At 37.9% G+C, this 2,005-nt stretch carries 3 protein-coding genes and 1 tRNA gene; 2 read left to right on the top strand and 2 right to left on the bottom strand.

All coding sequences use genetic code 11. The features are described 5' to 3' along the window. Both AC6F75_RS06095 and AC6F75_RS06090 read right to left on the bottom strand, forming a co-directional pair. A partial coding sequence (locus AC6F75_RS06095) for a GIY-YIG nuclease family protein (RefSeq protein ID WP_500714060.1) occupies positions 1–198 on the bottom strand: 198 nt, incomplete at its 3' end. A 64-nt stretch (positions 199–262) separates the two neighbouring features. Continuing rightward, positions 263–336 (bottom strand) — tRNA-Met (locus tag AC6F75_RS06090). Between the two features lie 449 nt (positions 337–785). On the opposite strand from AC6F75_RS06090, the gene AC6F75_RS06085 reads away from it, so the two are divergent. Together AC6F75_RS06085 and AC6F75_RS06080 are read left to right on the top strand one after the other, a co-directional pair. Then, a complete protein-coding gene (locus AC6F75_RS06085; protein ID WP_500714059.1) occupies positions 786–1,172 on the top strand; it encodes an START-like domain-containing protein in 387 nt (128 codons plus the stop codon). A gap of 52 nt (positions 1,173–1,224) precedes the next feature. Then, positions 1,225–2,005 (top strand): aminotransferase class IV (locus AC6F75_RS06080; protein WP_500714058.1); only part of this gene is annotated, 781 nt, incomplete at its 3' end.

Below are 2,005 nucleotides of genomic sequence, written 5' to 3'. Positions count from 1 at the left end.
GGATTTCAGCCACTTTTCTTTTTTCATGGCCTCTTTTTTAGTTGAAAAGTACTCAGCATAAACTACAATCCAAGGCCTGAACTTAACTGTATGCCCTTTATTTGAGAATTTATTGTGAGAATAGAACCTTTGGATTAAAGATGAGGAATATCCAATGTATATTTTATCAAATTTTATTGAGTAGAGCACATATGTCATAAACTCATTCATTCTGTAAAAATAAAAAAATCCCAACCAAATCATTTTTGGAAGGGATTTTTTGTAGCGTGAGGGGGACTTGAACCCCCGGCCTCCGGGTTATGAATCCGACGCTCTAACCAGCTGAGCTACCACGCCATATATTCCCGCGCAGGCGGAAATCTCATAATATATTTTAAATTTAATAATTTTAAGAACGTTGTTTACTTTTCAATCCTGTTTTGAACCCCCGTCCGCCTTTGGCGGATATGAATCCGACGCTCTAACCAGCTGAGCCCTGTCTGCCTCTGGCTGATACCACGCCATCTATTCCCGCGCATCCCGATGACTATCGGGAGGGAATCTTATTAAATTCCAGTGTAAACGGGAATTTTATTTTATATCTTAAAATTATTTGAATCAAGAACTTTATCTACTCCCATCTTACATTTTTTCGCAAAAGCGAAAACCTCAAACCCCATTTTTAGAGTGCGCAAATATAAAAACAATTTATAGCAGCACAAAGCTTTATTTTCAGAAAATAATTTTTAAAATCTTTTCTAATATCAATTTAATATCTATATTGTGCGTCAACTAACATGAATGCAATGAAAAACAAAGAAAAATATGAGATGGAGTTCCCAATACAGGTTTCGCCGGCTCTTCTTTATCAATATATATCTACACCTTCAGGCTTGTCTGAATGGTATGCAGAAAATGTAAATTCCCGAGGAGAAGTCTTTACTTTTATTTGGAACGGCTCTGAAGAAAATGCCAAATTGGTGGGCAAGAAAAGTGAAGAACGCGTAAAATTCAAATGGGAGGCCGATGAAGACACCGACTACTATTTTGAATTGAGAATACAGGTGGATGAAATCACCAAAGATGTTTCGCTGATGATTACCGATTTTTCTTCACCCGAAGAGTTGGATGAAAATAAAATGCTTTGGGAAAGTATGGTTTCAGAACTAAAACATACTTTGGGTTCTACTTAATTGCTTCCCGAAATCATTGTATCTTTGCCTCGTTTTTTAACGGGGCTTTTTTATGATCAATCTAAACGGAAAACTTTTACCTGAATACGGAACTTCAATCTCTCCAAACAACCGGGGACTTCTATATGGCGATGCCCTGTTTGAAACCCTGAGGATTTCAGCAGGAAAAATACTTTTCTGGGAAGACCACTATTTGCGGTTGATGGCCTCAATGCGAATATTGAGAATGGAAATCCCGATGGATTTCACCCTTGAATACCTTCAGGAGCAAATCCTCAACACAGCTTCTGAATCGTTTCCCGATGCACCTGCGCTTAGGGCAAGGCTAACAGTTTTTAGAAACGAAGGTGGTTTGTACACCCCTTCAAATCTTAGAGTGTCTTTTTTAATAACTATTTCTGAACTTGAAGCTCCTTTTTATTTAATCCATGACAAGGATTACGAAGTAGAACTTTTTAAAGACCACTATTTAAATTCAGGCTTGCTTTCTACTATAAAATCAAACAATAAAGTGACTCACGTTTTAGGGGGAATTTATGCCAATGAAAATGGGTTTCAAAATTGCCTCTTGCTCAATGAGCACAAAATGATTGTTGAAGCGCTGAACGGAAACCTGTTCCTCGTTTTTGGCAATACCATTAAAACCCCACCCGTTACAGACGGTTGCCTGAGAGGGGTTATCAGAAAGCAACTGCTCAATATGGCCAAACAACTGCCCGATTACACTTTTGTGGAAGAAACCATCTCGCCATTTGAGCTTCAAAAAGCCGATGAACTATTTATTACAAATGTGATTACAGGTATTCAACCGATTACCAAATACAGAAAAAAGA

This window comes from Planktosalinus sp., from assembly GCF_059864935.1.
Note: the sequence above shows the minus strand (reverse complement) of the source record. Positions and strands in the feature narration are given on the sequence as shown.

Excerpts from the sequence above, each read along its gene's own strand:
- AC6F75_RS06085 (WP_500714059.1), top strand. The coding sequence starts at position 786 with ATGAAAAACAAAGAAAAATATGAGATGGAGTTCCCAATACAGGTTTCG.